Origin of the sequence: Prosthecochloris sp. (assembly GCA_015482705.2) — a bacterium.
In the GTDB taxonomy this organism is placed as follows: domain Bacteria; phylum Bacteroidota; class Chlorobiia; order Chlorobiales; family Chlorobiaceae; genus Prosthecochloris.
In genome coordinates this window covers 98,876-120,457 of record JADMLA020000039.1, presented here as the reverse complement: position 1 = coordinate 120,457, position 21,582 = coordinate 98,876, and the positions used below count along the sequence as shown (strand labels likewise).

Here is a 21,582-nt window from a genome sequence, read left to right as displayed (position 1 = left end):
TTTCGCTTATTATAAAAAGCCTTCCAAAATGCATTACATTAATGGAAGAAAAGTTCATAAAATACTGTACATCATGTCAGAAACCGAAGAAAGACTTCGTAAGGCAGGACTGGCATTGCCTGATATAGCCAATCCGGCAGGCATTTATGTGCCGGCTTTGCGATTCGATAACCTTGTCTTCACTTCAGGGCAACTTCCTTTTGTTGGCGGTGTTCTGATCGAGCAGGGTGGCAGGGGGAAGGTCAATGAGATCAATCAGGCTCAGGCTGCAATTGCAGCTCGTGTAGCAGCGCTCAATGCTCTTGCTGCTGTGAAAAGCGTTGTGCATGACCTCGATAACGTTGAAAAGATCCTGAAACTGTCCGTGTTTGTGGCAAGTGAGTCATTTTTCACTAATCAACATATTGTGGCGAACGGTGCATCTGCAGTATTGTACGAAGCTTTCGGTGCAAACGGAAAGCATACTCGTAGTGCTATCGGTGTTTCCGAGCTTCCTCTTGATGCCAGTCTCGAGCTCGAGCTTGTCGTTGGTTGTTCTTCTTGACGCTTCATTTACTCTTTGGGATAATACTTCTGTCGAATAGAACAGTGTCACCCAAACTGACGCCATGCTCTTCAAACCAGCCACTGTTAACCTCGAGAACATATTTTACGGGTACATAAGAACTGTAAAACATGGTTGAATCATTCAAAGTGTTAGCGGTGTGGATGGTTCGAATAACCATATTGCTGTCGATAAATGCCATGTCGAGTGCAAGAAAAGTGTTTTTCATCCAAAAATACCGTGTTGCACTATCGTTATAGATGAACAGCATTCCTTCGTTTTTTCCGAGTTGATGTCGCCACATCATTCCTTTTTTTCTGGTTTTTTCTGTGTCCGCAACCTCAACGGTAATTTTGCTTCCCTTGATTATAATCGATGGTTTTAATTTTTCTGCATCTTGAGGATATAGGTCGTTAAAAAAAAATATTTGAGACCATATAATTAGTATCATTGATAGAATGAATGTGTTGTTATTATTGTTTATTTTTTTTCTTTTTTTCATGTTTTAGTGATTTTTAATATGATTAAATTGTTTTGCGGTAAAAAATTATAATTACTTGTATTAAAAGTAATAAGAGTATTTTATTTATAGAAATATTTGTGTTGTTATGATGTTTTTTTATTCATTATTCAATTGGTGTAATTTATTTACTTTTTGTTTTCTGTATTGTGTTTTTTTTGTGTTGGTTATTGTTGTGATTTTTTTTGAATATTGTTTTTTTATTTTTGTCTCTGATGTTTGTTTTTTTTGGTTTTATTGTAGTCGATTATTTCTGAAAAAGGGATTGCTATGCAGTGGTGGGGGGTGTTCTGGTGAGTTTGATGTTCTTTTTTTGGGTTTTTCCTTGTCGATAGGTAAAATAATGAAGGATGAGGTTGCCTGCTTCTTTTCTCTTCACAATAGACTGATATAACAAGTTATTATGCCCCGTGTTTTACAGGTGATATTGATAATAGCAATACTGTTTTTCTGTGTTCTGGTCGGTGGTTTTTTCGGTGTCCAGTTCAGCCAAAGGCATCATGGAGGTTCCTCTGGTGCTATTTTCAATCAGCAGCAGAAAAAAATTCATGAAGTTTTCAGCATAATTTCCGCACTTTATGTAGACGAGGTCGATAGTGGGGATTTGGTTGACTCAGGGATTGAGGGGATGACGCAAGCCCTTGATCCGCATACGACATACTTGAAGGCTGACCAGGTCAGAGTTTCAAATTCAGAGTTTCAAGGTAACTTCGAGGGGATAGGTATCGAGTTTGATATTGTGCACGACACTCTCCTCGTTGTCACCCCGCTTGCAGGTGGTCCTAGTGAAACTGCAGGAATAAAAGCGGGTGACAGGATAGTCGCTATCGATACGCTTTCTGCGATAGGCCTTTCTCCAACTGATGTGTTCGACAGACTGCGGGGGAAAAAAGGTTCGGTTGTAACGCTCACAATTTACAGGCCTTATACCTCTCGAAACTTCACGGTAGACATTGTGCGTGACAAGATTCCGACGTACAGTGTCGATGCATTTTTTATGCTCGACGATTTCACTGGATATATACGGATGAGCAGATTTGTGGCAACCACAGCTCATGAATTCAGGGTTGCAATGAAAAAACTGCTTGAGCAGGGTATGCAAAAACTCATTATCGATGTGCGGGGAAATCCTGGTGGCTATCTTGACCAGGCAGTCGAGGTCGCCGATGAATTTCTCGGAGAAGGACAACTGATAGTCTATACGAAAAGCCGCAACGGAGGGCCTGATGAAATGCGTTACACAGCAACTTCGGGAGGGCTCTTCGAGGGGCGTGAAGTTGTGGTTCTTGCGGATAGAGGTAGTGCATCTGCTGCAGAAATCCTTGCAGGTGCTCTTCAGGATAACGAAAGAGCTGTCATCGTCGGCGAGCTGACTTTTGGCAAAGGCTTGGTTCAACGACAGTTCGACCTTGATGATGGTTCTGCTGTACGTTTGACAATTGCACGGTATTTTACGCCTTCCGGCAGAAGGATACAGCGCGACTTCAGCCCTGGAAGTGAAGGCCGGGAGCAATATTACCTCGAAAGCCACGAAAACAGGGAGGGGGAGAAACTCTTTAGTGGGATGGGAAGTTTAGAGATTGATAGTGATATTGACGGCATAACTGTTTTCAGGCCTTCTCAGGAGTTGTTCGAGTCTTCGGGGGGGATCGTGCCAGACTTCTGGATAGTAGAGCCTTCAATAAATGAATTTTACAGCACACTACTGACCATGGGGGTTTTGGACGAGGCGGCATTGAAAATTATCGATGATCCATCAAGCTCTGTGCGGGGTTTTGATGAAGACATCGACGGTTTCATCGATACCTACTCAGAGGATGAACGTGCTGAAAAATACCTTCGAACAATTTGTGAAGAAAAAGAGATCGACTTTGACGAAAAACTTTTCGGTGATGAGAAAGAGAGCATTCTCAGTGCGATAAAATCACGAATTGCCCGACAGCTGTTCGGGATCGATGCTCAGATCAGGGTTCTTGCAGAAGAGTCGGACAAAATGCTTCATTTTGCCCATGACTATATTCGTCGTGACGCTGCATAAGAAGGATTGTCAGTAAATTATCAGGTATACGTTTGAGATAAATCAAAAACTTTTGCCTATGTCTTTACTTGAGAAAATCCAGAGCAATACCTGTTCATTGCGTTTGCAGAAAGACTGGTTGAAAATCTATACATGCCCTGTGCCTACATCCGATTTTCTTTCTTTTGTCGGTATTGCTACGATGGATGTGCCACAGCACAGTGTGTTGCATCTACTCTATGATGTCGATGCGGCTACAGAGTGGGTGTGGAAGACCGATGAGATGAAGATTCTCGAGGAACTACCCGACAATCAGGGGAGAATCGTCTACCAGAAGGTCACGGCTCCATGGCCGATATCCGATCGTGAAATCATCAGTCATTCACGTGGGTACAAGGATGCCGAGACATCCGAAATTTTTATTAAAATGACAGCCGAGCCGGATATTCTTCCGGAGCACGCAAATTATGTTCGAGTTCGTCAGCTTGAAGGGGCCTGGAACATTATGCCGATTTCGGAAAACCGGTGCAGGGTTGTTTTTCGGCTGCACATTGAACCCGGAGGAGAAATACCATCCTGGCTGGCGAATATAGCCGTGATCGATACACCGTACAATACCTTGAACAATATGCGTGAAATGGTCAAGCGCGAAAAGTACAAAACACCGATTGATGCACCGTTTGTGAATTCTCCGGAAGATATCGATCAAAACTATAAAGATTTTATTGTTGAATAGGTTTTTATTATGCTATTCAACAGTGTTCGTGTTTGGAGAAAAGGTTTGTCAATTTTACAAGATTTGAAGTGCCATGGATATTGAGGGGGCAAGGGAGAGTGACTGGGAGTTTCGGATTGAGCACAAGGATATTTTTGTGTATTCGGCCAAGATAAGGGACTCTCATATCCTTGGTTTCAAGGGCGTGGTGGAATTTCCTGTATCGTTGAGGAGGCTCATAAGCCTTTTTCATGATACAGAAAATTATATACGGTGGATTCATCAGCTTTCAAGTATAGAGGTACTTGAAAAGGGGGAGAATCTCGAATATGTTATTTATCAGGCTATCAATACGCCATGGCCCTTTCCGAAACGGGAAATGGTTGTCCGCACGGGTCTTGATACGGAAGGGGATAACGGCATTGCGGTAACGATGAAGTCAGATCCTGATTATATACCGGCAAGGCCTGGAAATTACAGGATCAGAGAGACTTATGGTCGTTGGGTTTTCGAGCCAAAGGAAAATGATGTCGTTCGAATATCGTTCATCATGTATGTCGATCCAGGCAATGATATACCTCCGCCAATGAGCAATACAGCAATGTTCGAAGTGCCGTTTTATACGTTGCAAGGCCTGAGGAATCTTGCTTGTGACAGGGTTTATAATCCTCCATATCCTGAAGAGGTCAACGAGTATATCTCTATTGGGGAGGGCTGAGAAAACGCTGTCTGCGGTAGAAATCTTTTTCAGTTTCACACTTGGTACTGATCCGTACAGAAGTACGAGGGCCGGGTTTTCGTTTTTTTGAGCTCATTCATGACTTGAAATACTCATGACAGGCCTTGAGGAGCTTCGCTGGACTGACGGGAACCGCTCCTACTTCCTGGCAAACCGTTCCCGCTGCGATATTCGCTATTTCGGCGCTCGTTTCGATATCGAGTCCGGCAGCGAAGCTCAGTGAGAGGATGGCGATAACGGTATCACCGGCACCCGATACATCAGCGACATCGAGTAATGCAGCGGGAATATGGGTAAATCGGTCATTGCATATCGTTAAACCTTTTTCGCTTCTGGTTACTACAAGATGCTGGCAGTGTATCTTTGTCATCAGTTGTCTGCAGGCCTGCTCGATGTCATCGTCGGTATTCTTCAACGCGATACCAAGGGAAGATGCAACTTCCGAAAGGTTGGGTTTGAAAACAGTGCAGCCACTGTAGTTGAAAAAACCCTTTAGTTTGGGGTCTACGAAAACCGGCACGGAATGAGAAGATGCTAACGTTATGATTTTCTTGATCAAAGAAGGGGTGAGCGCTCCCTTGTTGTAATCCTGAAGCACGATGGCATCGAACGACTCGATGGATGCCTTGAAATGCCGGTCGATGAACGCTTCTGCAGCTGCCGTGGCTTCGTCACGGCTTTCATAATCGACTCGGGCAATATGATGGTTCTGGGAAAGAATTCTTGTTTTACATGTTGTCGGCCTTTCGGGATCACGATAAAGATGTTCTGATGAGAGCCCGTGGTTTTGCATGAGCGTTTTCAACGTTCTTGCATTCTCGTCGTTACCGATTATGCCAAGCAAAACGGTGTTTGCTCCCATGGTATGGATGTTTACGGCAACATTGGCAGCACCTCCCAGTCGGAGCGTTTCATGAGAGACATCGACGACCGGGACTGGATATTCGGGAGAAATTCGTGAAACATGACCGAAAATATACCTGTCGAGCATAATATCGCCGACTACAGCTATTTTCTTTTTATTGAATGATGTAAATAATTCTTCGATATCCATGGAATGCAGAGATGGATGGTTGTGGCGATTACGTCATAGGATGATTCCTTATGGTGCAGTGTCTATGTAAAAAAGTTCACTGTATTTAAATATATAAAAGCAGGTGGGATATAAAAGTATGGGGGCTTTGATTTGTGGTTATAAGCTTTGAATTTTTACTTTTTTTTGCTATAATTAAAGCTATCCATTTTTGGGTTGTATAAGAGAAAAAAGTCATCAGCGATGTTTGATAGTTTAAGCGACAAGTTAGAGGTTACTTTTAAGAAGCTTGCCGGTCAGGCAACGATCAATGAGGTGAATATCGGCATAGCGATGCGCGATATCAAGCGGGCTTTGTTGAGCGCCGATGTCAACTACAAGGTTGCCAAAAAATTTGTTGAAGAAGTTAGGGAAAAGGCTCTGGGTCAGGATGTCGTCAAAAGCGTTTCTCCTGCTCAGATGATCGTGAAAATCGTCAGCGACGAGTTGACAGAAATCATGGGAGGGGAAAACAAACCTCTTAACCTCGATACTAACAAACTTCCGGCGATTATCATGGTTGCTGGTTTGCAGGGTTCGGGTAAAACCACCTTTTGTGCCAAGCTGGCAAAGCGTTTGAAGAAAAACGGCAAGCATCCGTTACTTATTGCGGCTGACGTTTACCGTCCTGCTGCTGTCGATCAGCTGAAAACACTCGGAGAGCAGATCGATGTTCCGGTTTTCGCTTTGAGTGAACCGGATGCATTGAAAACCGCACATGAAGGCGTTGATTCGGCAAGAAAGAATGGTAATGATATCGTGATTGTCGACACTGCCGGGCGTTTACAGGTGGACGAGGGCATGATGGCTGAAGCTGAAACGCTCAAGGATCAGTTGAAGCCGGAAGAATTACTGTTCGTTGTCGATGCGATGATCGGACAGGAAGCGGTCAATACGGCGAAAGTTTTCAATGATCGGCTCGATTTCGATGGTGTTGTGCTGACGAAGCTTGACGGTGATGCCAGAGGGGGATCGGCGCTTTCGATCAAACAAGTCGTTGACAAACCGATCAAATTCATGAGTGTCGGTGAAAAAGTCGATGACCTTGACATTTTCTATCCTGATCGCATGGCCCAGCGTATTCTTGGTATGGGTGATATTGTCAGTTTCGTAGAAAAGGCGCAGGAAACACTCGATCTTGAAAAAACGCGGAAGATGCAGTCGCGTCTTCTGAAGAATGAGTTTGATCTCGATGATTTTTTTGATCAGCTTCAGCAGCTTAAAAAAATGGGATCTATCCAAGGGCTTGTTGAAATGGTGCCGGGTCTCAACAAAATGATTCCGAAACAGGATCTCGATGGTCTGGACTTCAAGCCTATCGAAGCTATAATCTCTTCCATGACGAAGCAGGAAAGAGCGACGCCTGAAATCATCAACGGCAGTCGACGTCAGAGGATAGCAAAAGGCAGCGGTACTCGTGTTCAGGATGTCAATATGCTGCTCAAGCAGTTCAAAGAGATGAAGAAAATGATGAGTTCTGTAACAAAGATGACAAATTCGGGCCGCAAAATATTGCCGCAGAATTTACCACTCGAAAAGCTTTTAAAACGTTAACTTTTTGTTTCGTATACAATTATAACTTAAATCCATATTAGCATTGGTTAAAATCAGACTTAGAAGAGCAGGAAGAAAGAAGTTGCCTTATTACCAGATCGTTGCTGCTGATGCGCGTGCTCCGAGAGATGGTAAATTTCTTGAAGTGATCGGTAATTATCAGCCGACAGCGAAGCCTCATGCAATTTCAATAGATAAGGAGCGAGCAGCTTACTGGCTCGGGGTTGGTGCTCAGCCGACAACAACAGTCCGCAGTCTGATCCGTGCAACAGGTCTGCTCCATGAATTGAATATGAAGCGAAGAGGACAGAGCGACGAAGAGATTGCAGCTGAAATGGAGAATTGGCAGGCTCGCGAGACCGAAAGAAAACAAAAAAGGCTTGCGGTAAAAACTCGTCGTCGTCATGCAAAAAAAGCTGCAGAAGCAGAAGCTCAGATAGCTCAAGGGGAATAATAAGCAATTCTTCTCAATAGCTTCAAGGATATTCCGAGGGCACTTGCAGGATGAAAATTGTGGTAATTACAATCATTGTTGAGGTGCCTGTATAATGAAAGAGCTATACCTTGTCGGCAAGATTCTCAAGGCAAAAGGCTTGAAAGGTGAGGTTAAAATTTTACCGATTACGGATTATCCTGAGAGTTTTCTTGAGCGAGAGGTGTTTTATATAGGGGAAAATGAGCGCGATGCGGGTCGTCAGGTTGTTCGTCAGGGAACATTGCGAAAAGGTTTCGCCTATCTTTTGTTCTTTGGTATCGATACCAGGGAGAAAGCTGAAGCAGTTGCCGGGAAAAAAGTCTATGTGTCTGTTGATGACTTGATTCCCCTTCCTCCCGACAGGGCGTACTTGCATGAACTGAAAGGGCTGAAGGTACTCGACGAGTCTTTTAAAGAGGTTGGCATTGTTCATGATGTGTTGGAAATGCCGGCACATGAAGTCTATGAGGTTCAATGTGGTGAACAGGTTGTTCTTGTTCCTGCTGTCGAAGAGTTTGTAGAAGAGATTGTCATTGAAAAAGGATACATGGTGCTGAAACGGCTTGAAGAGTTTCTGTAAGGCTCCGGCAGTTTCTTTACAATTTGTTGAAAGCCTGGGCGAGCCGGTGCGAACAAAGGTTGAATTCATGAAAAGTCTCTTTAGATGGTGTCATTGCGGATAGATGTCATTTCCGTTATTCCCGGTTTTTTTGAGTCACCCCTTGATAAGGGGCTGCTTGGTATAGCCAGAAAAAAGGAACATGTCCAGGTGCTTGTTCATAACCTTCATGATTATGGATTGGGAAAGTACAAGCAAGTCGACGATACTCCTTTTGGGGGCGGGGCCGGAATGGTGATCAAACCCGAGCCGGTTTTTGCGTGTATTGAAGCTTTGATGGCCGAGCGTTCGTATGATGCTGTTATCTTTATGACTCCGGACGGAAAACGGCTAGATCAGCAAACCGCAAACCGGCTTTCAAGAGTGAAAAATCTGATTATATTGTGCGGTCATTATAAAGCCGTCGATGAAAGGATCAGGAAAAAGCTCGTTACCATGGAGATCTCTGTTGGTGATATTGTGCTTTCAGGCGGAGAAATTCCTGCGTTGTTATTGATGGATGCCGTGGCAAGGCTTATTCCTGGTGTTTTAGGGGACAGCGAGTCGGCGTTGACCGATTCTTTTCAGGCAGGTATGCTGGATTGTGAGTACTATACGCGGCCTGCGGAATTCAGGGGAATGCGTGTTCCTGAGATCTTGTTGTCCGGGCATCACAAAAAAATAGAAGAGTGGAGGAGTGACAACGCCTTGAAACGTACACAACAGAGGCGACCGGATCTACTCGATAGTGACAGTATTGAAGAGTTGAGGAAAAAATAACGTTAACATATTTATCATGGATCAGTTAATTAAGTTGGTTGAAACAGCACAGCAGAGAAACGACCTGCCGGAGATTCATCCGGGAGATACAGTGAGAATGCAACTAAAAGTTATTGAGGGTGAAAAAGAGCGTTTACAGGCTTTTGAAGGCGTTGTGATCAGTGAAAGAGGGGCCGGTGCGTCGAAAACCGTCACAGTTCGTAAGATTTCCAGTGGTATAGGGGTTGAGCGTATCATTCCTTTGAACTCACCGAACATCGAGAGCATCAAGGTTCTGAAAAACGGCAAAACGCGTCGTGCAAAACTGTTCTACCTCAGAAAGCGTACCGGAAAGGCTGCTCTGAAAGTCAAAGAGCGCAAAGCGGTTACCTCGTAAATCGTTTTTTCAATGGTATACCATTTGTTGTTGCCGAGTATCGGTAATTTGATTAGTATGAAAAAGCCTGACATTCGTCAGGCTTTTTCATGTTATATCCAGGTATGGAGGCAGTGTTTTTTACTGCTTTCGCTTTTTTTCAATTATGTCTTCTTTCTGTTCTATGCTTGCTGTCGGTGATTATACATTGCAAACACTCAATGTGCAGGAGTTCAGCCTTGATGGTGGTTCGGTTTTCGGTGTAGTCCCAAGAGTGCTCTGGGAGAAAGTCATTCCTCCAGACCATCTCAACCGGGTACGATTGCCTATGCGGATTCTACTGATCAGAGGCAGGAATAGGAACATACTCGTCGATGCGGCGATGGGGACGGCTTGGAGTGGTAAGATGAAGGCCATGTACGATCTTTCCGAATGGCGTCTCGATGAAGAACTGCAGAAAGCAGGTTTGAACCGGGAAGAGATTACCGATGTTATTTTCACACACCTGCATTTCGATCATGTAGGTGGTGCTTTCGAGGAAAAAGGAGGCGCGCTTGTAGCGGTTTTCCCAAATGCCCGCTACTACGTTCAAAAAGAAAATTTTGAAACGGCATTTCAGCCGAATATGAAGGAAAAACCCAGCTATACCACTTCTTTCATAAATGCATTGGGGCAGTCTGGATCGATGGAGCTTGTTGACGGAACTGTTCAGTTGTTACCTGGAATAGAGATGATATCGATGGGCCAGGGGCACACGGCAGGACATCAGCTGGTGAAAATCAGTGGAGAAGGTGCAACCGTTGTTCATGGTGGTGATTTGATTCCTTCGTCTGCACATCTGGGGGTAACACGGGGGCTGGCATATGATATTGCTCCTCTCGAGGTGATTCGTGAAAAAACCATCCTTTTGGATATACTGCTTTCGAATCGCTGGATATTGCACTTCGCTCATGACCCGTTCATTACAGCCGCTATACTTCGTAAAGGCGACAAACATGTCGTTGTCGATAGAGAAGTGGCGGTGTAAAGGCTTCAGCTTACTTGTTGATAAAGGAGATCGATTGTGGAGCTCGAGCAGAAAAAAATATGCGGATTACAGGAAAAAGTTTTTTCTTTTTACAAAAACAGCAAAAGAACGTTTCCCTGGCGTGAGACAACTGACCGTTATGCGGTTCTTGTGAGTGAGGTAATGCTTCAACAGACTCAGGCGGAGAGGGTTGTCGAGAAATATCATGCATGGCTTGAACGCTTTCCCGATATCTCTTCGCTTGCCTCCGCATCGCTGAAAGAAGTGCTGTTTTACTGGAGTGGGCTTGGTTATAATGCAAGAGGACAACGTTTGTACCGTTGTGCGAAAGTTATCGACAGCGAATATGCCGGTGTTGTGCCATCGGAACCCGAAAAGCTGATCGACCTTCCTGGAATCGGGATCTACTCTTCTCGATCCATTCCGATTTTTGCTGATAATCTCGATATTGCAACTGTCGATACCAATATAAGAAGAATATTGATCCATGAGCTTGGCTTGGTTGAAACTGCCGGGTCGGCTGAGTTTCTCTCAGCCGCAGAAGCGGTTCTGCCCCGAGGGAAAAGCCGTGATTGGCATAATGCTCTTATGGACTACGGCGCACTCTACCTGACGGGGGAAAAAACCGGGATACGACCACTTACCAGGCAATCGAAATTCAAGGGATCGACGCGCTGGTACAGGGGGAGAATTGTCAAGGATCTTATCGGGGTTAACATGATGCTTCTCGAGGAGTTGACCGAACGGTACGGAAAAAGGATTGTCGATGTTCTCGATCAGCTTGAAGAGGAAGGTCTTGTCGAACGCTTTTCAGCAGGGGCAACAGGTACCTGTTACAGAATTCCGGATTGATGTGAATCGGCGTTCAAAAGCTTTTGAGCGGTTGAGCCATGGTGGATAACTTTATCGTTTATGTTGATTTCTGCCCAAGTTTGAGGTTTTTCCTAAAGGAAGGCAAAGATGGAAAAACAATACACAAACGCTTGTGTCATGCAACGACCGTAAAAGATGTCGTCGAATCGTTCGGCGTTCCTCATACGGAGGTTGGCCGGATAGTGGTGAACGGTAAAGCGGTTGAGTTCAATTATCATATGTTTCCGGAGGACAGAGTGATAATCGGCGATGTCAATCCGGATGTAGCTGAAGGTTTCGGTTTGCAGCCTATACCTGACAAGAGTGCGGCATTCATCGCTGATGAGCATCTTTCCAAACTGGTACGGAGGCTCAGGGTGCTCGGCATTGACACGTTCCTTTTTTCAGGAGGTAGTGATAATGAACTACTGGTTGCGATGCGGCGCCACGGCCGTATTTTACTGACAAGAGACAGGCGCCTTCTCATGCACCGTATTGTTCGTTCAGGTTACTGTATACGTTCGGAAAACGCTCTTCAACAGGTGTACGAGGTTATTCGACGATTTTCATTGAGTGGCAGCCTTGATCCTTTTACCAGGTGCCCTTCCTGCAACGGTTTGCTTGAAAAAGTGGACAAGCGGATGCTATTGAATCGGCTCGAACCGAAAACACGCCGTTACTACATGGATTTTCTGATGTGTACTTCATGCGGGAAAATATACTGGCGCGGTTCACATGCCGAAAAACTGGAAGCCTTTGTGTCTGATGTTATGAAAAGATTTGGCTAGTCGGAGTTATAGAGGGTGTTCATCGTACTGTAAAGAGAATCGATCTCTTTCTGGAACGCCATGCTTATTGACTTCCGTTTCAGTTTCAACGTTGGAGTCATATAGCCGTTTTCAATGGTGAAGGGATCCTGCATCAACAGGAACTTCCTTACCTTTTCATGGGCAGCGAGCTGCCTCGAAATGTTACGGAGAAGAGATTCATAAATTTGACGGACCTGTTTGAGCTCGACAAGATCACTCTTTGTTGTCCAGTTCAACTGTCTTTCGTCTGCAAACGATTCCAGTTCAGAAAAGTTGGGAACGATAAGGGCGACAAGAAACGGTTTTTTTTCTCCGGCAACCATGACCTGCTCAACATAGTTGTTTTCAGCAATCAATTGCTCGATAGGGAGAGGTGCAATGTTTTTTCCACCGGAGGTTACGATGATATGTTTCTTTCGGTCGGTTATTTTCAAATAACCGTCTTCATCGAGTTCGCCGATATCGCCGGTGTGGAACCATCCATCGTAGATGACCTCTTTAGTCGCTTCTTCGTCATTCCAGTAACCCTTCATAATGTTCGGCCCCTTGAAGAGTATCTCTCCATCGGTGTCGATTGTAACCTCAACATTGTCAACAACCGGCCCCACGGTACCGAATTTTACCTTTTCAGGACGGTTGACATTGGTCACTGGCGATGTTTCCGTCAATCCATAGCCTTCGAGAATGACGATGCCAAGTGCCTGAAAGAATTCACCGACTTTAATTGGAAGAGCAGCTCCGCCTGAAACAAAATAGCGTAGGTGTCCCCCAAATTTTTCCTGGATCTTGGAGTAGACAAGTTTGTTTGCAAGGCTGTGCTGCACGGCAAGCAGAACGCCCGGTTTGCCTGCTCGATCCTGTTTGTGGTATGCTATTCCGGCATCGTATGCCCACTTGAATATTTTTTGTTTGACCGGGCTTTGATTTTCAATCTGTTTCAAAATATTGGCCTTGATCCGGTCGAAAAGCCGTGGAACTGTAAAAATAATCGTGGGTCGTGCCTCTGCAATGTTCAACGAGACGGTTTCGATACTTTCTGCGAGATAGATTTGGGCACCGCATGCAAAAAGCAGATAGTAGCCACCGGTTCTCTCGTACGAATGAGAGAGTGGAAGAAAAGAAAGACTCCGATCCGACTCGTCAAGTCGAATAATCGAAGAGCAGGACTTGACGTTTTCACAGATATTTCGATGGGTCAGCATAACGCCTTTTGGCAGTCCGGTTGTTCCTGAGGTATAGATGATGGTTGCTATATCATCAGGCTTCAGCATCGTGTAGCTTATGTAATCAGGTGTACTGTCAAGGAGGGCAAGACCGGTTTTTTTTGCTTCCGAAAGCTCCGTAACGCTATCGACCTTTTCGTCAAGTCGGTTCATGACGATAATAAATTCGAGATCAGGAAGGTTTTGCCAGATGGAAAGGACTTTTCCAAGCTGGAGCATATTGGAGACAATTATGGCCTTGGAACCGGAATCTTTGAGGATGTATTCTATCTGAACAGGGGGAAGTGACGGATACAGCGGAACATCGGCTGCTCCTATGCTAAGGATAGCCATGTCGGCAAGATACCAGCCTGGACGGTTTTCCGATAAAATGGCGACACGGTCTTTTCTTTCAATGCCCTTGTGCTTCAAAAACGCGGCGAGAGCGGAAACGTCTTCACTGAGTGAGTCATATGAGATCGTTTCATAGGTGCCATTAACTTTTCTGGCAAGAGGGAATTTTTTCTGTTGTTTTTTGTAATGGCGGAAAACGCTTGTGAAAAGTTCTGGGAGTGTCTGGAAATCAGGATATATAAGACCCATAAAGTAACCTGGTTTTGATATGTCGAGTTTACTGCTTCAGCGTGACCAACCGCATTTCCCGAGACTTCGGGCCGTCAGGCGGGGGGAACCAGGCGCGGCAGCGTGTCACTAGGCCGGACAGGAAATTTGTCCTAAAAAAATATGTAACATTAGTTTACAACCTTTGCAAATGATTGTCGCTGAACAAGCGGTTTTGGTATCGAAAAAGTATGTTTGTTGAGGTCTGAGGTTTGCTTTACATTTCTGCATGTAAGAATACTTATCTGAGAGAAGGCAACATGCTGGTGTTTGGAATCAAAGATGAATTATGGGACAGGATTTGAACAAGGTAGAACGTCTGTACGATACGGTGGCTAGGGAGTATGCAGAGGCATTCTGTGGCGAGCATGAAGAGAAGCCGAAAGACCGGGAAATACTCTACAGATTTTCGCAAGAGATCGGAGGCAACGAGCCGGTCTGGGATTTCGGCTGTGGTCCGGGTCAAACTACGGCATACCTGAAAAACCTTGGTGTTGAAATCTCTGGGCTGGATCTGTCGGAGGAAATACTGAAGCAGGCCAAGGCAATTCATCCGGAGATACATTTCCGGAAGGGAAATATTCTCGAACTCGAATTTGAATCCAACTCAATAGCCGGTATTGTAGCTTTTTACGCTATAGTGCATTTGACAGAAAAGCAGGTAGGAACTGTATTCCGTGAAGTGTTTCGTGTATTGCTGCCAGGCGGAACATTTCTTTTAACCTATCACATTGGTGATGAAACAATCCACCTGGATGAATTTCTCGGCATGAAAGTCGATGGAGACTTCATGTTTTTCAAGACGGATTTCATTTTCGGCTGCTTAAAGGGCAGGGGATTTGAGGAAATAGAGATAATCGAAAGAGAGCCGTATTCCGGAGTGGAGTACGAAAGCCGAAGAGCTTATGTGTTTGCGAAAAAGCCTGCGGCACCAAAATCTCCCTGACATTTTGGCCCGCCTTGAGCTCAAGTCGTTCGCCGGACGCCGTTTTTTTTAACTCACCTAAAGAAACAAAGAACATGGTGCAATCTAAAGGTAGTGTCGAAGCGCACATGCATGATATACAAAAGCATTCTTTTGAGTTTCACGACATTGTGGCCGGAGTTCGATCCCTTTTTCTGAAAACATGTCCGGATCTTTCGGAAGCAGTTAAATACGGAGGGATAGTTTTTCTGAAAGACAGGGAACTGACAGGGGGTATTTTTGTCTACAAGGAGCATGTCTCCGTAGAATTTAGTCACGGAGCATCATTTCACGATCCGGATGCAATCCTGGAAGGAAAGGGCAAATACAGGAGGCATATCAAGCTGCGCGGCGGTCTTGAAGAGGTGAGCGAAAAACGTGTGACGGTCATGATTGCACAGGCTTGCCCATAAACAGTTCTTTGCTATTTATGTTTTATAAAGCGGAATTGTCGGGTGATAAAAATGCATTTTCAGGGTAAAAAAGTTAAGCCTCACTAAAAATGAAAAATTCAAAAATTATTACCGCGGTTGTTGCTGTCCTTGTTTTTCTGCTGCTGTATCTGTTCGCTACACCCTATATCACTGTCAACCAGATAGAGGCAGCCGTAAAGAGCAATGATGCTGATGCGTTATCCGAACATGTCGATTTTCCTGTTTTACGGCAGAACCTGAAAGACCGTCTCAATGCGGACATCTTGAATGGCATGTTGTCGGAAGATATGGATGAAGATGACCAGTTCGCTGCTTTTGGGGCGGCTTTGGGCGGTATGGTGGTGGAAAGAATGATTGACGCTATTGTTACTCCGGCCGGTATTACGCGGATGATGGAGAGTCAACAGTTCGTGATTGAGGAAGATGGTCGTTCTTCTACGAATCAACAATCGCAGGAGCCTTTTACCGATGCTGTCATGTCTTATGAATCGTTCGATGAATTTGTGGTTACTCTTCCGGAGAATGAGTTGGGAAAGGAGGTGAAATTTGTTTTCAGCCGCAGGGGGATGGGATGGAAGCTTTCGGACATACTGTTTCCGATGTTATGAAAGAGCGGAGGATGAACATGGAGGTATAGAATAAGAAACAGGCTGTCTCAGAAACAGATGTGAGAAAGCCTCATGATTGTCAGTCAGTACCCAAAATTCCCCGATGTCATACCCGAGGATAACGGAGAGAAAGAGGGCAAACCATCCTCTTGAATCGATGCTTTGAAAACGAATGTCCCCAAAAAAATACAAGAGGCTGTCTCAAAAGGACAGCCTCTTTCATGTTTGAGGCGAAGAGCGGATTCGAACCGCTGTAAAAGGTTTTGCAGACCTCTGCCTAGCCACTCGGCCACTTCGCCTTGTTCATAGGGAAGATAATGTATAGAAAAAGATCAATGATTACAAATGATGGATTGGCCTATAGTTGTCGTTATGATGCATTACCGGTCAATTTCGTTCGATAACTCTTCCCATAACTCTTTATAGGCTATTGCCGCCGGAGCATTCGGCCTGACAGCGTTGAGAGGTGCTCGATAGATGCCCATTTTCTCAACTTCCGAGTTGTATGGAATGATCCGATTGAGGAAACGCTTTTTTCCACAGTATTCCTCGACAATATCCCGGTGCATGGCCTTACGGCGTTCGAACATGGTGAAAAAACCTCTGATTTTCGAGGTGTCGAGTTTGTTTGTTTTAAAGAAAGCAAGCAACTGTTCAAAAGTTCTCAGCGAAAGGGTTGTCGGGATGAGCGGAACGAGAATGAAGTCCGAAGCTGTAAAGACGCTTTCAGATAAAAGGGTGAGGTTCGGCGGGCAATCGAAAAAGATGTAAGGGTATTCGGTGTTGAGTTCCTGGATGTTACTTTTCAGTTTCTTTTGAGGTTTTTTTTCCTCCTGCAGTTCAATGTCCAGATTCCGGTATGAAAAATCTGCTGGTAAAAGGTCGAGATTGTCGTAGTCCGTACCTTTGATGTTATCATAGATTTTTTTATTTCCCTTGAGAAATTTTTTGCTCGAGTATTTTTTGTTCGGAACGATTCGGAAGTAGAATGAACTCGCCCCTTGCGGATCAAGATCGCAGATAAGCGTTGGGGGGGCGGCAAGAGAAGAAAGATACGCCAGATTGACTGCAGATGCGGTTTTTCCTACACCTCCCTTGATGCTGTAGAGTGCAATGGTTTTCATGTCAGCGGTATTTGTTGAGCAACTGGTTGAAAAGGGCTTCGGTTTCAGGTTTGTCAAAAACGTCGAAAGCACTATGAAAATGTGAACGAACATTTTCTCGTTCGTGATGCAATGCAGTTACCAGTCCGCCGAGCGAAGCGGCAAAAGGAATGTTGTGGGTTGTGGACTCGAGGTGTGAAAGATAGTCGTTGAGATAGTTTTGTTGTACTGACAGGTCGACAAACGTTCCAAGATTGTCCTGTAGTGTTTTTAGCTGACGAACAATGTTCAAAAGCGTCTTGGCAGGAAAGAGAGACGCATAAAATTCCAGTAGATAACGCAGCTTTTTACAGTCGAGGCGTAAAGCGTGAAGTTCTGTATCGGTTGCGATCCGGCTGACGCTCCTGCCGTGACGGATGACTTTTTTCCATGCCTTTTGTATTGTCGACACGGCAACTTCCGAAGTTTTCTTTTCTGCATCAGGGGTGGTTTTTGAATCCGGTAATGTTTCATTTTTTAGAAACGATTCCCATTCCTTCATAAAATGCCGGTACTTTTCGGAACCAAGATATCGTGAGAAATTTCTCAACTCTTTTCTGTGACGATTCCGAAGGTCTGCGAAAAATGGATCGAGGGAGTCACGCATGGTGACAGGGAGAAGGTCTTTGAACTTTTTGGCCTGAATCAGGTAAACGTCCTGGTCTCGAAGATTGTTGGTTCTTTTTCCGAGTTCTCGGAATGCCTGCTTGTAACGATAAAGCTCTTCATGTGGAAAAATTCCTTTTAACTGAGCAAGGATCGAACGTGTTCTGCGGATGGCGACACGGTAGTCGTGCAAAAATTCTGTGTCGATGTTTTGGGGGATCCATTGCTCGTTGATATGAATGACCTCGAGCGTTGAAAGCAGTAATTGTCTCGCTGACTCATGGATGGTGTTGCCGGGTTTTAGCTTGAGAGAGGGCTTGGGCGAATAGTATGCCGGGGTAGTTCCCGTTGCAGCAAGTACCGCTGTGTAAAAGTCGAGAAAATTGGATTTTTCTTTATAATCGGAACTTTGTTGAAGCCGCTCTGCGATAGTTTCAAGTTCTTTCCCATAACCTCTTATCGGGGAAAGCTTGAGAGCGATTGTTGCAGGCTCTTCGGAGTTCGACTGTATCGAGCGCAGTTCGATTGATGCGACGGTTTTCTGGTTTTCATCGAGAACCCGCCATCTCTTCACTTCGGTTTCGACCGTTCCGAAGCAGATGAAAGCTCTGAGCTTTGAAATATCGAGTAGTCTCGAGGCTATTGTCTTTTCAGCGATATTTCCAGCAAAAAAATTCTGCGGTTTTTTTCTTAGTGAAGCAGAACCCAATTCCCTGCCATTTTTTATTTCCACAATACGAAGTCGGGAACCGTAGTGAACGATTGCTTTTTTTTGGCTCCAACCTTTCCAATCGAAAGTGTCGAAAAAACGAATCGTTTCGTTTTTTTGGGGGGCTGCCTGTAAAGAGAACGGAATATGTTTGCCTTTGAAGAGCAGAGGAAGGTCAAAGGTATCTGAAACGAAGAAAAAAAGAGGGTCAAGGCTTGTATTCATAAGAAAGGAGTAAAGAGTATCAACCGATATTTTTCAATATACTAATTACTTCATTGATTACTTGGATAGAGTGCTTCCATAATCGTAACATATCGGGTTTATTTTTTCCATAGCGAGCCTCTTTTGTCTGTGGCTGGTAATTGTTTCAACTTGTGTTATCACTTTTAAAAAGGCCAAGTTTTTCTTATGTTAAGCCTCTGTAATTTCTACCTGAACCGGGCATTGAATGTTTCAAATCGACCTGACTTTTTTGGACGTTTAGGGTAGTTTCTCTATTTGGGTTATACCTTTAATTATTTCTATTCACACAAGCGTTAAACATTGCCATATGAAATATTCGTTCTCGTTACTCGGCATGGTGATAATGCTTCTTGCGGGTTGCTCATCGCAAGCTCCTCCTCATGATGTTTCCGGCAACATGACCGTCGGTATGGTTTTTGACGTTGGTGGGAGAGGCGATAAATCTTTTAACGATGTAGCATATAATGGTCTTGAAATGTCAAGGGATTCACTCGGTGTGGATATTGTTTTTATAGAGCCTTCGGGCGAAGGTGCTGACAGGGAAGCTGCATTGAGGCAACTGGCAGCCGATCCTTCGGTCAAGGTGATTTTTGGCGTGGGACTTCTTTTCAGTGAAGATATCTCTGAGATGGCTGAAGAGTTTCCTGATAAGTATTTTGCCTGTATCGACTATCAGCCGAAAAAAGGTGCGATGATTCCTCAGAATCTTTCCGGGATTGCATTTGAAGATAAACGAGGATCTTTTCTGGCCGGGGCACTTGCCGGTTTGTCAACGAAAACCGGGTCAATAGGATTCATCGGAGGGATGGAGTCGAATATCATCAAACGGTTTGAAAATGGCTACGCAGCCGGTGCGAAATATGTGAACCCTGATATTATTGTCATTTCTGGGTATATCGGTATGACGGGCAGTGCCTTTGCGAATCCGGCCAAAGGCAAGGAATTGGCGCTCGGTCAGTATGCCAGGGGGGTCGATATCATCTATCAGGCTGCAGGTTTGAGTGGCGTCGGCGTAGTTGAAGCTGCCCGTGAGACAGGTAATCTGGTTATCGGGACGGATCGGGATCAGGGTGATCTCGCTCCAGGATATGTTCTGACCAGTATCACGAAAGCGATCGATCGAACCGTCTTTACGACAATTGAGCAGGTCCAGTCGGGAACGTTTCGAGGAGGACGGATGAATGTTTATGGATTGAATGGTCGTTACACCGATTATGTGTACAATGAAAACAATGCGCAATTGATCGGAGATGATGTTCACGTGAGAGTCGAGGGAATCCGCAAGCAGATCATCGATGGTGAGCTGAGCGCCGATTGACCCCGTAGAAAAAGCAAGTTACTTTGTCATAATCATGGGTGCGGAACAGCTCGTGCAAGTACCCTTAACATAAAAAAACAGGTGAAATATGAAGCAGTCTATCACATTTCTAAAACAGGTATGCGTTCTCCTTCTGTTCGTCAGTCTCGCAGCCTGCGGAAGCGGGGAAAAAGAGGGGTTGAGGAGTGAAATCGAGCAAACCATGGCAGAAATAAGCGATGAGTTAACGGCTCTGAAAGCTGTAACAATGGAGCAGCAAGGTGTTCTTGACGGATTGAAGGAAGATCTGAAATGGGAGTACAGCGAGGGACTCGATAAGCTGGTAAGTCAATACGGAAGTGAATTTTCAATGCTGAAAGAGAATATTGACGAGATGAATGGCATATACGATGCTGTTGCGGGTTATCAGGAAAAACTCGGTGGAGCTCCTCTTGAGTACAGCATGAGCCTTATCAAAGAACTTCTGGAAGAAAATCGTGAACGTTTCGAAGAGCTTGCAGGAGAAAACGAGGCTATTCAAGAAAAATTCTACGATCTTGCCGATCAGCTTGACGAATTAGGAGCTGAAGAAGCCCCGGTAGTTTCTGCTCAGGCTGAGGAAGATACTGTTTCTCAAACAGCCGATGTATCTGAAGAGACTGTGCTTTCTGAAACAACGGAGTCTGCCGAGTAAGTGTCACGAAAAATATTGGTGACCGGTGCTACCGGTTTTATTGGTTCACGTCTTGTACGAAAGCTGCTTTCTGGCGGTGATGAAGTATATGCCCTCGTTCGGAAGGGTTCAAATCTTGAACTCTTTTCGGACGTTGCAGGCAAGGTTCATATAGTGGAAGGCGACATTACGAATGTGGATTCCCTTCAAGATGCATTTGAAGGTATGGATCAGGTGTATCATTCGGCGGGATATACCTATATGGGCGGGTCAAACGGTAAAGTAGGCCTTCTCCGTTCCATTAATGTCGATGGAACCCGCAATGTCATGCAGGCCGCTCTCAACAAGCAGGTCGGCAGAGTCGTTCATGTCAGTTCCATAACCGCTGTCGGGATTTCCAAAAAGAACGATCCTCCCTGCAATGAATCATCGGAGTGGAATTTCGATAAGGTTGGCTTGTACTATGCTGAAACAAAAAGGCAAGCTGAAATCGAGGTCAAAAAAGCCGTAGAAAAAGGGCTCGATTGTGTTATCGTCAATCCGGCTTATGTATTCGGGGCGGGCGATGTCAACTTCAATGCCGGTCGCCTCATAAAAGACGCGTATCATAAAAAAATGCCGTTCTACCCTCTTGGGGGCGTTTGTGTCGTCGACGTTGAGATTGTTGTCGAGGCAGTAGTTCGTGCAATGGAGGTAGGTCGTACCGGAGAGCGTTACATCCTCGGCGGGGATAATGTTACGTACAAGGAGCTGGCGAATATAATCTCTCGGGTTACCGGTAGACCGATGTTCATGGTACCCCTTCCGTTTTTCGTTACAAAATTCCTGCATGCTTTACTGGTAATGCTGCACTTCAAAAACCGAGTTTCCAAGCTTTTTAACCCCACAATGTTCAGAGTGGCTTCAGAGTTCTTATATTTCTCTTCAGAGAAGGCCATTCGTGAGCTCGATATGAGAACAGAACCTATCGAGCAGAGTATACGGCGTGCTTTCAATTGGTATAAAGAAGAAGGGTTGCTTTAA

The 21,582-nt window shown here is 44.9% G+C and carries 23 protein-coding genes and 1 tRNA gene; 18 read left to right on the top strand and 6 right to left on the bottom strand.

Going from position 1 to position 21,582, the window contains the following annotated elements; genetic code table 11:
• Positions 1-73: 73 nt before the first annotated feature.
• Positions 74-544, top strand: a complete 471-nt coding sequence (locus tag QZ209_RS09920; protein ID WP_294347503.1) for a RidA family protein — start codon at positions 74-76, stop codon at positions 542-544.
• A 4-nt stretch (positions 545-548) separates the two neighbouring features.
• On the opposite strand, the gene QZ209_RS09915 is transcribed toward QZ209_RS09920, so the two are convergent.
• Entirely contained in the window at positions 549-1,046 is a 498-nt protein-coding gene (locus QZ209_RS09915) for a DUF192 domain-containing protein (RefSeq protein WP_294347465.1), read from the bottom strand.
• Positions 1,047-1,467: 421 nt separating this feature from the next.
• On the opposite strand from QZ209_RS09915, the gene QZ209_RS09910 reads away from it, so the two are divergent.
• The 3 genes from QZ209_RS09910 (at position 1,468) to QZ209_RS09900 (ending at position 4,514) form a co-directional block, all read left to right on the top strand.
• Entirely contained in the window at positions 1,468-3,102 is a 1,635-nt protein-coding gene (locus QZ209_RS09910; protein ID WP_294347462.1) for a S41 family peptidase, read from the top strand.
• Positions 3,103-3,160: 58 nt separating this feature from the next.
• On the top strand, positions 3,161-3,817 hold the full coding sequence (locus QZ209_RS09905; protein ID WP_294347461.1) for an START domain-containing protein: 657 nt from the start codon (positions 3,161-3,163) through the stop codon (positions 3,815-3,817).
• A gap of 73 nt (positions 3,818-3,890) precedes the next feature.
• Entirely contained in the window at positions 3,891-4,514 is a 624-nt protein-coding gene (locus tag QZ209_RS09900; protein WP_294347459.1) for a hypothetical protein, read from the top strand.
• A gap of 97 nt (positions 4,515-4,611) precedes the next feature.
• Here the strand turns inward: QZ209_RS09900 and rfaE1 are convergent, their stop codons facing one another.
• On the bottom strand, positions 4,612-5,589 hold the full coding sequence (rfaE1, locus tag QZ209_RS09895; RefSeq protein WP_294347457.1) for a D-glycero-beta-D-manno-heptose-7-phosphate kinase: 978 nt from the start codon (positions 5,587-5,589) through the stop codon (positions 4,612-4,614).
• A 222-nt stretch (positions 5,590-5,811) separates the two neighbouring features.
• Here rfaE1 and ffh point away from each other — a divergent pair, with 222 nt between their 5' ends.
• The 8 genes from ffh to QZ209_RS09855 all read left to right on the top strand — a co-directional run bounded on the left by ffh (position 5,812) and on the right by QZ209_RS09855 (position 12,036).
• Positions 5,812-7,161: a signal recognition particle protein gene (gene ffh / locus QZ209_RS09890; RefSeq protein ID WP_294347455.1), complete on the top strand. Its 1,350-nt coding sequence runs from the start codon at positions 5,812-5,814 to the stop codon at positions 7,159-7,161.
• Positions 7,162-7,204: 43 nt separating this feature from the next.
• Entirely contained in the window at positions 7,205-7,615 is a 411-nt protein-coding gene (rpsP, locus tag QZ209_RS09885) for a 30S ribosomal protein S16 (protein ID WP_294347454.1), read from the top strand.
• A gap of 94 nt (positions 7,616-7,709) precedes the next feature.
• On the top strand, positions 7,710-8,216 hold the full coding sequence (rimM, locus tag QZ209_RS09880; protein WP_294347452.1) for a ribosome maturation factor RimM: 507 nt from the start codon (positions 7,710-7,712) through the stop codon (positions 8,214-8,216).
• An 84-nt stretch (positions 8,217-8,300) separates the two neighbouring features.
• On the top strand, positions 8,301-9,014 hold the full coding sequence (gene trmD, locus QZ209_RS09875) for a tRNA (guanosine(37)-N1)-methyltransferase TrmD (RefSeq protein WP_294347450.1): 714 nt from the start codon (positions 8,301-8,303) through the stop codon (positions 9,012-9,014).
• A gap of 16 nt (positions 9,015-9,030) precedes the next feature.
• Positions 9,031-9,390 (top strand): 50S ribosomal protein L19, encoded by a 360-nt coding sequence (rplS, locus tag QZ209_RS09870; protein ID WP_294347449.1) that lies wholly within the window; start codon positions 9,031-9,033, stop codon positions 9,388-9,390.
• A 145-nt stretch (positions 9,391-9,535) separates the two neighbouring features.
• Positions 9,536-10,396 (top strand): MBL fold metallo-hydrolase, encoded by an 861-nt coding sequence (locus tag QZ209_RS09865; protein WP_294347447.1) that lies wholly within the window; start codon positions 9,536-9,538, stop codon positions 10,394-10,396.
• A 33-nt stretch (positions 10,397-10,429) separates the two neighbouring features.
• Positions 10,430-11,248, top strand: a complete 819-nt coding sequence (locus QZ209_RS09860) for a Fe-S cluster assembly protein HesB (protein ID WP_294347500.1) — start codon at positions 10,430-10,432, stop codon at positions 11,246-11,248.
• Positions 11,249-11,286: 38 nt separating this feature from the next.
• Positions 11,287-12,036 carry a Mut7-C RNAse domain-containing protein gene (locus QZ209_RS09855; RefSeq protein ID WP_294347445.1) on the top strand — a complete coding sequence of 250 codons (750 nt, stop codon included), beginning with the start codon at positions 11,287-11,289 and terminating at the stop codon, positions 12,034-12,036.
• On the opposite strand, the gene QZ209_RS09850 is transcribed toward QZ209_RS09855, so the two are convergent.
• Positions 12,033-13,862 carry a long-chain fatty acid--CoA ligase gene (locus QZ209_RS09850; protein WP_294347443.1) on the bottom strand — a complete coding sequence of 610 codons (1,830 nt, stop codon included), beginning with the start codon at positions 13,860-13,862 and terminating at the stop codon, positions 12,033-12,035. The genes QZ209_RS09855 and QZ209_RS09850 overlap by 4 nt on opposite strands.
• 307 nt (positions 13,863-14,169) lie before the next feature.
• Between QZ209_RS09850 and QZ209_RS09845 the strand changes: the two genes are divergently transcribed.
• The 3 genes from QZ209_RS09845 to QZ209_RS09835 all read left to right on the top strand — a co-directional run bounded on the left by QZ209_RS09845 (position 14,170) and on the right by QZ209_RS09835 (position 15,886).
• Positions 14,170-14,826 carry a class I SAM-dependent methyltransferase gene (locus QZ209_RS09845; RefSeq protein ID WP_294347441.1) on the top strand — a complete coding sequence of 219 codons (657 nt, stop codon included), beginning with the start codon at positions 14,170-14,172 and terminating at the stop codon, positions 14,824-14,826.
• A gap of 74 nt (positions 14,827-14,900) precedes the next feature.
• Positions 14,901-15,257 carry a DUF1801 domain-containing protein gene (locus tag QZ209_RS09840; protein ID WP_294347439.1) on the top strand — a complete coding sequence of 119 codons (357 nt, stop codon included), beginning with the start codon at positions 14,901-14,903 and terminating at the stop codon, positions 15,255-15,257.
• Positions 15,258-15,346: 89 nt separating this feature from the next.
• Positions 15,347-15,886: a DUF2939 domain-containing protein gene (locus QZ209_RS09835; RefSeq protein WP_294347438.1), complete on the top strand. Its 540-nt coding sequence runs from the start codon at positions 15,347-15,349 to the stop codon at positions 15,884-15,886.
• A gap of 228 nt (positions 15,887-16,114) precedes the next feature.
• Here the strand turns inward: QZ209_RS09835 and QZ209_RS09830 are convergent.
• The 3 genes from QZ209_RS09830 to QZ209_RS09820 form a co-directional block, all read right to left on the bottom strand.
• Positions 16,115-16,185, bottom strand: a tRNA-Cys gene (locus QZ209_RS09830).
• 81 nt (positions 16,186-16,266) lie between these two features.
• Positions 16,267-17,010 carry an AAA family ATPase gene (locus QZ209_RS09825; RefSeq protein WP_294347436.1) on the bottom strand — a complete coding sequence of 248 codons (744 nt, stop codon included), beginning with the start codon at positions 17,008-17,010 and terminating at the stop codon, positions 16,267-16,269.
• 1 nt (position 17,011) lies between these two features.
• Positions 17,012-18,568: a CHAD domain-containing protein gene (locus QZ209_RS09820; RefSeq protein WP_294347435.1), complete on the bottom strand. Its 1,557-nt coding sequence runs from the start codon at positions 18,566-18,568 to the stop codon at positions 17,012-17,014.
• Between the two features lie 328 nt (positions 18,569-18,896).
• Here QZ209_RS09820 and QZ209_RS09815 point away from each other — a divergent pair, with 328 nt between their 5' ends.
• The 3 genes from QZ209_RS09815 to QZ209_RS09805 all read left to right on the top strand — a co-directional run bounded on the left by QZ209_RS09815 (position 18,897) and on the right by QZ209_RS09805 (position 21,582).
• Positions 18,897-19,907, top strand: a complete 1,011-nt coding sequence (locus tag QZ209_RS09815) for a BMP family ABC transporter substrate-binding protein (protein ID WP_294347433.1) — start codon at positions 18,897-18,899, stop codon at positions 19,905-19,907.
• 88 nt (positions 19,908-19,995) lie between these two features.
• On the top strand, positions 19,996-20,580 hold the full coding sequence (locus QZ209_RS09810; RefSeq protein WP_294347432.1) for a hypothetical protein: 585 nt from the start codon (positions 19,996-19,998) through the stop codon (positions 20,578-20,580).
• A complete protein-coding gene (locus tag QZ209_RS09805) occupies positions 20,581-21,582 on the top strand; it encodes an SDR family oxidoreductase (RefSeq protein WP_294347430.1) in 1,002 nt (333 codons plus the stop codon). It begins immediately after the preceding gene.

Coding starts and splice junctions, on each gene's coding strand:
- QZ209_RS09855 (WP_294347445.1), top strand. CDS start 11,287: ATGGTGGATAACTTTATCGTTTATGTTGATTTCTGCCCAAGTTTGAGG.
- QZ209_RS09905 (WP_294347461.1), top strand. CDS start 3,161: ATGTCTTTACTTGAGAAAATCCAGAGCAATACCTGTTCATTGCGTTTG.
- QZ209_RS09920 (WP_294347503.1), top strand. CDS start 74: ATGTCAGAAACCGAAGAAAGACTTCGTAAGGCAGGACTGGCATTGCCT.
- QZ209_RS09810 (WP_294347432.1), top strand. CDS start 19,996: ATGAAGCAGTCTATCACATTTCTAAAACAGGTATGCGTTCTCCTTCTG.
- QZ209_RS09840 (WP_294347439.1), top strand. CDS start 14,901: ATGGTGCAATCTAAAGGTAGTGTCGAAGCGCACATGCATGATATACAA.
- QZ209_RS09815 (WP_294347433.1), top strand. CDS start 18,897: ATGAAATATTCGTTCTCGTTACTCGGCATGGTGATAATGCTTCTTGCG.
- QZ209_RS09820 (WP_294347435.1), bottom strand. CDS start 18,568: ATGAATACAAGCCTTGACCCTCTTTTTTTCTTCGTTTCAGATACCTTT.
- QZ209_RS09845 (WP_294347441.1), top strand. CDS start 14,170: ATGGGACAGGATTTGAACAAGGTAGAACGTCTGTACGATACGGTGGCT.
- QZ209_RS09900 (WP_294347459.1), top strand. CDS start 3,891: ATGGATATTGAGGGGGCAAGGGAGAGTGACTGGGAGTTTCGGATTGAG.
- QZ209_RS09850 (WP_294347443.1), bottom strand. CDS start 13,862: ATGGGTCTTATATATCCTGATTTCCAGACACTCCCAGAACTTTTCACA.
- rimM (WP_294347452.1), top strand. CDS start 7,710: ATGAAAGAGCTATACCTTGTCGGCAAGATTCTCAAGGCAAAAGGCTTG.
- QZ209_RS09910 (WP_294347462.1), top strand. CDS start 1,468: ATGCCCCGTGTTTTACAGGTGATATTGATAATAGCAATACTGTTTTTC.
- rplS (WP_294347449.1), top strand. CDS start 9,031: ATGGATCAGTTAATTAAGTTGGTTGAAACAGCACAGCAGAGAAACGAC.
- QZ209_RS09915 (WP_294347465.1), bottom strand. CDS start 1,046: ATGAAAAAAAGAAAAAAAATAAACAATAATAACAACACATTCATTCTA.
- QZ209_RS09865 (WP_294347447.1), top strand. CDS start 9,536: ATGTCTTCTTTCTGTTCTATGCTTGCTGTCGGTGATTATACATTGCAA.
- trmD (WP_294347450.1), top strand. CDS start 8,301: ATGGTGTCATTGCGGATAGATGTCATTTCCGTTATTCCCGGTTTTTTT.
- QZ209_RS09825 (WP_294347436.1), bottom strand. CDS start 17,010: ATGAAAACCATTGCACTCTACAGCATCAAGGGAGGTGTAGGAAAAACC.
- ffh (WP_294347455.1), top strand. CDS start 5,812: ATGTTTGATAGTTTAAGCGACAAGTTAGAGGTTACTTTTAAGAAGCTT.
- rfaE1 (WP_294347457.1), bottom strand. CDS start 5,589: ATGGATATCGAAGAATTATTTACATCATTCAATAAAAAGAAAATAGCT.
- QZ209_RS09835 (WP_294347438.1), top strand. CDS start 15,347: ATGAAAAATTCAAAAATTATTACCGCGGTTGTTGCTGTCCTTGTTTTT.